Source organism: Microvirga sp. Mcv34, from assembly GCF_024519725.1.
Lineage (GTDB): Bacteria > Pseudomonadota > Alphaproteobacteria > Rhizobiales > Beijerinckiaceae > Microvirga.
Genome location: NZ_JALJRK010000007.1, coordinates 136901 through 143337, shown reverse-complemented (window position 1 = coordinate 143337; position 6437 = coordinate 136901). Strand labels below are relative to the sequence as shown.

5 protein-coding genes are annotated in these 6437 nt (G+C 67.0%); 3 read left to right on the top strand and 2 right to left on the bottom strand.

Going from position 1 to position 6437, the window contains the following annotated elements; translation table 11 throughout:
- Positions 1-379: 379 nt before the first annotated feature.
- Entirely contained in the window at positions 380-1309 is a 930-nt protein-coding gene (locus tag OC446_RS06775; protein WP_262028286.1) for a class I SAM-dependent DNA methyltransferase, read from the top strand.
- Positions 1310-1487: 178 nt separating this feature from the next.
- On the opposite strand, the gene OC446_RS06770 is transcribed toward OC446_RS06775, so the two are convergent.
- Positions 1488-2306, bottom strand: a complete 819-nt coding sequence (locus OC446_RS06770) for an SDR family oxidoreductase (protein WP_262028285.1) — start codon at positions 2304-2306, stop codon at positions 1488-1490.
- Between the two features lie 169 nt (positions 2307-2475).
- Between OC446_RS06770 and OC446_RS06765 the strand changes: the two genes are divergently transcribed.
- The gene (locus tag OC446_RS06765; RefSeq protein ID WP_262028284.1) at positions 2476-5145 is read left to right on the top strand and encodes a ligase-associated DNA damage response DEXH box helicase; all 2670 of its coding nucleotides are present in this window, start codon (positions 2476-2478) and stop codon (positions 5143-5145) included.
- Positions 5142-5843 carry a ligase-associated DNA damage response endonuclease PdeM gene (gene pdeM / locus OC446_RS06760; protein ID WP_262028283.1) on the top strand — a complete coding sequence of 234 codons (702 nt, stop codon included), beginning with the start codon at positions 5142-5144 and terminating at the stop codon, positions 5841-5843. The genes OC446_RS06765 and pdeM overlap by 4 nt, the downstream gene beginning before the upstream one ends.
- 35 nt (positions 5844-5878) lie before the next feature.
- Here the strand turns inward: pdeM and OC446_RS06755 are convergent.
- Positions 5879-6437: TIGR02186 family protein (locus OC446_RS06755; RefSeq protein WP_262028282.1), on the bottom strand; the 559-nt coding region annotated here is incomplete at its 5' end.

Sequence of the window (6437 nt, the reverse complement as noted above, 5' to 3'; positions counted from 1 at the left end):
CCCACAACTTGCGACGCCTCGCGAAGCGCGCCCCTCGTCGGATCAGGCTGTGCAATGATATAGCTAAGGTTGATCCCGGTGTCAAGAACAAAGTAAGAACATAACGCTGCGCCGCTCATCCCGCGCCGTCATGGCTTTCCCCGCTGCGGCCACCCACGTCTTCCATCGCTGCAAAGACATGGATGGCCGGGTCTGATCCCCGGATCAAGTCCGGGGACGGCCATGACGTGGGAGCGTGACAATCCCGGCCATAAGGGGGCGTGCCGTTCCCGTCGTCCCATCGGCTTGACCTTGCTGCGATCCGGCCCTGCGCCTCCGGCATTCGCACTGTCGCTGGAGCGCCATTGACAGCCTTTCCGCTCTCCCGCATCCAGAGGCCATGTCCTCACCATCGACCGTCCGATCCTCCGGCGATTTCCTGGCCGACCGCCGCTACGAATATGCGCGTGGGGCCTTCGACGAGCGCGACTTCGCGGCCGCGGCCGATCTCGCCCGGCAGGTGCTCGAACTAGCGCCGGGTTTCGCGGCCGCCCATGCGATGCTGGGGCGTTCGCTCGCCGAACTCGGCGAGCGGAAGGACGCGGTGGATGCGCTTCGGCGGGCTCTCTCTCTCGAACCCGAGGATGCGCTGGGCGTGCGGCTCGACCTTGCCAGGCTCGGGGCGCTGACGCCCGACGAGGCGATCACCGACGGCTACGTGCGGGCTCTCTTCGACGATTATGCGCCGAAATTCGATCGGCACCTGACCCGGAACCTCGCCTATCGCGGCCCTGCGCTGATCGCCGATGCCCTGCGCCGGGCATTCTCTAGGCAGGGCCGCGATTTCCGGTTCGGGCTCACGCTCGATCTCGGCTGCGGCACCGGGCTGATGGCGCAGGAACTCGCCGGTATCTGCACCGGGATCGAGGGTGTCGATCTCTCGCCGCGGATGCTGGAGAAAGCTGAAAGGACAAAGCTCTACGATGCCCTGCACGAAGGCGAGCTCGTTGCGTTCCTGAGCGGACGGCAGACGGGCGAAGCCGACCTCGTCGTGGCGGCCGACGTGTTCGTCTACATGGCGGCGCTCGATGCGGTCTTCCGGGAAGCCCATCGCGTGCTGAAGCCTGCGGGCCTCTTCGCCTTCACCGTCCAGGCGCACGAGGGCGACGGCTACATCCTCGGCGAAGACGCCCGGTACGCCCACGGCGAATCCTATCTGCGCAGGCTCGCGGACCGGGAGGGTTTCGCGCTCGCATTCTTCGAGCGCGTGTCGACCCGGGAGGACCGCGGCGTGCCGGTGCCCGGATTCCTGGTGGTGCTGCAGCGCTGACGATCGCCCATTTCAACACTCTGCCCTCATCCTGAGGAGCAGACGTCGTCTGCGTCTCGAAGGAGGCTCCAGAGTGCACTGAATCCTCCTTCGAGACACCGCTTTCAGCGGCTCCTCAGGATGAGGTGAGAGGTGTTCGAGCCGGCCTCTCGGAATAATGGTGTGTTGGTGAAAGAGGCTACTGCGCCGGCGTGGAGGGATGCGGCGCGCTCTCGTAGCAGCCCATCACCGACTGGTCGAAATCGATCACCGAGCCGGTCATCATGCCGGATTCCGAACTGCACAGGAACGCCACGGCGCGGGCCACTTCCTTCGGCTCGAGAAGGCGGCCGAAGGGCTGCTCCTTCATGGCCTTCTCCAGCCATCCGTCCTGGGCGCCGTGATAGAGCCGAATGATCCGGTCCTCGCCCGGCGTGTTCATCCAGCCGATGTTCAGGGCGTTCACGCGGATGCGCCAGGGCATGAGGCTGAAGGCGGCGTTCTTGGTGAGTGTGGCGAGGGCGCCCTTCGAGCCGCTATAGGCGGTGATGAAGGGCTGGCCCCCATGGGCCGACATGGACAGGATGTTGACCATGGCGCCTTCGATCTTTTCGCGCCGCATGATCTTGGCGGCTTCCTGCATCAGGAAGAAGGGCGCGCGCACATTGACCGCGAACATGCGGTCGAACAGCTCCGGGCTGGTGTCGAAGATCGTGCCGCGGTCGGTGATGCCGGCCGCGTTCACCAGCGCGTCGACGCGCCCGAACACGCTGTCCGCCCGCGCGGTGACCTGGCGCGCCTCGTCGACGCTCTCGAGATCGGCCTGCACGAATTCCGTGTGGCACCCTTGCCCCGAAATCTCCCGCGCGATCGCGTGCCCGCGCTCCGCGTTGCGGCCGCAGATCACGAGGCCTTTGGCCCCACGCTCGGCGAAGGTGCGGGCGATGGCCTCGCCGAGCCCCTGCGTTCCCCCCGTGACGACGGCGACGGCATTCTGAAACTGGAAGTCGTCCGACATGGCATTGACCTTTTCATTCTCGTTGTTGGCGTCGAGCCGAGCTGAAATGATCCGATGCGGGTTGGCAAGCGGTCATTGGTCGGCGTTCACATCCTGATGAACGAAATTCTGTTTCATGCCGTAGGGGCGTCTCTGGCGAAAAGCCGGGCGCACCTTATGTTCAGGAGCCATGTCGCAAGCGTCCCTTCTCCCGAAAATCTTCCGTGACTGGTTCAAGATCCGAGGCTGGGCGCCGCGCGAGCACCAGCTCGACCTGCTCGCCAAGGCCCGGGAGGGGCGGTCCGTCCTCCTCGTGGCGCCCACGGGGGCGGGAAAGACGCTCGCCGGTTTCCTGCCGAGCCTCGTGGAGCTGGCGGAGAAAGGCCCGGGGCGGGGCACGGCCAAGGACCGGCGGGGGCTCCATACCCTCTACATCTCCCCCCTGAAGGCGCTGGCCACCGACATCGCCCGCAATCTCGAAACGCCCGTGCAGGAGATGGGGCTGCCCATCCGCATCGAGACCCGCACCGGCGACACGCCCTCCCACAAGCGGGCCCGGCAGATCGAGCGCCCGCCGGACATCCTTCTGACCACGCCGGAGCAGCTGGCGCTGCTGCTCGCCCATGCGGAGGCGCGGGACTTCTTCAAGGACCTGCGCCGCGTGGTGCTGGACGAGCTGCATTCGCTGGTCACCTCGAAGCGCGGCGACCTGCTCTCGCTGGGCTTGGCAAGGCTCATGGCCATCGCCCCCGAGGCGACGGCCGTCGGGCTCTCGGCGACGGTGCGCGAACCGGATGACCTGAGGCGCTATCTGGTGGCGCAGCGTGACGCGGATTCCCTCCCCCTTGCGGGGAGGGATGAAGGGTGGGGGTCTGAAAGTCAGGATGCTGTGCTCGATCCAGGAAACACCAAAGTCGCTCCAGCATCTAATCGGCTCACTCGCGCACCCAGTCTCACCACCCCCACCCCTGGCCCCTCCCCGCAAGGGGGAGGGGAAGCACCCATGGCCGATCTCGTCGTCGTCCAGGGCGGCGCGCAGCCCGACATCCGCATGCTCGAACTCGACGAGCGCCTGCCGCTCGCGGGCCACACGGCCTCGCTGTCGATGCCGGCGATCTACGACCTGATCCGCGCGCACAAGACCACGCTCGTCTTCGTCAACACGCGCCTGCAGGCGGAATACACGTTCCAGGAACTCTGGAAGCTCAACGACGACAACCTCGCCATCGCGCTCCATCACGGCTCGCTCGACGTGTCGCAGCGCCGGCGCGTCGAGGAGGCGATGGCGGCGGGAAAACTGAAGGCGGTGGTGTGCACGGCGACGCTCGATCTCGGCATCGACTGGGGTGACGTGGACCTCGTGGTGAATGTGGGCGCACCGAAAGGGGCCTCGCGCATCATGCAGCGCATCGGCCGCTCGAACCACCGCATGGACGAGCCGTCGGAAGCCTATCTGGTGCCCGCCAACCGCTTCGAGATCCTCGAATGCCGCGCGGCGCTAGATGCGGTGCACGAGGCGGCGCAGGATACGCCGGATGCGCGCACCGGCGCGCTCGACGTGCTCTGCCAGCACATCCTCGGCATGGCCTGCGCCGGGCCGTTCAAGCTCGATGACCTCTACGAGGAAGTGCGCTCCGCCGCGCCCTATGCCGGCCTGACCTGGGAGGATTTCGAGGCCTGCGTGGCCTTCGTGGCGACGGGAGGATACGCGCTGCGTGCCTATGAACGCTTCGCCAAGATCGTGAAGGGCAAGGACGATCTCTGGCGCGTGCGCGACGCGAAGGTGGCGCAGCAATACCGGCTGAATGTCGGCACCATCGTCGAGTCCAGCATGATCAAGGTGCGGCTCGGCAAGAGCGCGCGCTCGCGTCCGGGCACCGTCCTGCCGCGCGGACGAATCCTCGGCGAAATCGAGGAGTACTTCGCCGAGACGCTCACGCCGGGCGACACGTTCCTGTTCGCCGGCGAGGTGCTGCGCTTCGAGGGTATCTCCGAGGACGAGGCGCTGGTGACGCGTGCGGGTTCGGGCACCGATCCGATGATTCCGTCCTACGAGGGCGGCAAGTTCCCGCTCTCGACCTTTCTCGCCGCGCGGGTGCGGGCGATCCTGGCCGATCCGTTCGAATGGGACCGCCTGCCGCCGCAGATGACCGAATGGCTGCTGCAGCAGCGCCGCCGCTCCATCGTGCCCGGGCCGCGCGACCTCCTGGTGGAGACCTTTCCGCGCGGCAACCGCTTCTACATGACCTGCTTCCCTTTCGAGGGACGGCTCGCGCACCAGACGCTCGGCATGCTGCTGACCCGCCGCCTGGAACGGGCGAAGCTCAAGCCGCTCGGCTTCGTGGCCAACGATTACGGCATCGCGGTCTATGCCTCGGGCGACATCGCGGCCCGCGCCGGGCGCGATCCGGGCTTCCTGGACGACCTCTTCTCCGAGGACATGCTCGGCGACGACCTGGAGGACTGGCTCGCCGAATCGTCCCTCATGAAGCGCACCTTCCGCCAATGCGCCGTGATCGCGGGTCTCATCGAGCGACGCTTTCCGGGAGAGAAGAAGACTGGCCGGCAGGTCACCATCTCGACCGATCTCGTCTACGACGTGCTGCGCAAGCACGAGCCCGACCACGTGCTCCTGCGCGCCGCGCGGGCGGATGCGGCAACGGGACTCCTCGACGTGCGGCGCCTCGGCATGATGTTAGAGCGCATCCGGGGGCGAATCATCCACAAGCCGCTCGACCGGGTTTCTCCTTTGAGCGTGTCCGTCATGCTGGAGATCGGCCGCGAGCGCGTCTATAGCGACAATGCGGACGAAATTCTGGCCGAGGCGGAAGCGGCGCTTCTCGACGAGGCTTTGGCGTGACGGCATTGCGCAAGAACAAACAGACAACACACGAGATCGATCTCGCCGGGCAGCTGGCGCTCCTCGACCTGACGGGCGCGATGGTGCTGCCCGCTCACGACGCCCTGCTCGTGGCCGACCTCCATTTCGAGAAGGGCTCGTCCTTCGCCCGTCGGGGCATGATGCTGCCGCCCTACGACACCCGCGAGACGCTGATCGCGCTCTCGGATGCGGTGTTCCGCTTCGATCCGAAGATCGTCGTCGCGCTCGGCGACAGCTTCCACGACATCGGCGGGCCGGACCGCCTCGGCGAGGAGGAGCGCGCCACCCTGGCCGAGGTGCAGAAGGGGCGCGAGTGGATCTGGGTCACGGGCAATCACGACCGCATCCTGCCCGACAGCATCGGCGGACAGGTGGTCGAGGAGATGGCGCTCGGGTCCCTCACCCTGCGCCACGAGCCGGCCACGGGCGAGCAGGCGGAAATCGCCGGCCATCTGCACCCGGTCGGCAAGGTGGTGATGCGCGGCCGCGCCACGCGGCGGCGCTGCTTCCTCACGGACGGCAGGCGCTGCGTCATGCCCGCGCTCGGCGCCTATGCGGGCGGTTTGAACGCTTGCGACGCCGCCTTCAAGCCGCTGTTCCCGCAGGGCTTCACCGCGCATCTCATCGGAACGGAGCGCATCTTCGCGATCGCCCGGGCGATGCTCTGCCGGGATTGACCGCCGGAACTCTCCGCTGCCCTTCCAGGTCTCGCCTAATCCCGCCGGAAGATCGTGCTGGCGAGCCAGCCGAAGAAGAGCGCGATGGCGGCCGTGGTCAGGCCGTAAGCCAGGGACCAGTCGCGGGCGATGACGCCGATCTGCTCCTCGAAGCCGGTCTTGACCAGCTCGAAATGGGTCTGCGTGCGGGCCAGGATCACCGTGTCGGCGAAGAGCGTCACGTCGACGTCGTAATTACCCGGCGGGGCTGTCGCCGGCAGCGCGATGGCGGCGCGGAAGATCTCGGGCGTCAGGAAGGTCACGCCGCGCTCGTCCGCCAGATAGAGGCCCTCCTCGGACTTGAGCCGGAACAGGGCATCCCGGAACGGCTGATCCGCGCCGCCGCGCGCGAGCGTGAAATCGCCGGCATTGATGATCGCCTCCAGGCCGATCTTCTGGCGCTGTCGCAGCTGATCGCTCGTGATCTCCTCGATCGGCCGGGAGCTGAGCACGTTCAGGTAGGACGGCGCCGTCGGAAACTTCTGCTGATCCTGGTTGATCCAGACAGGACCGAGCCGCTCCTTTTCGCGCACGGTGAGGAACTGGCGCGGGCCG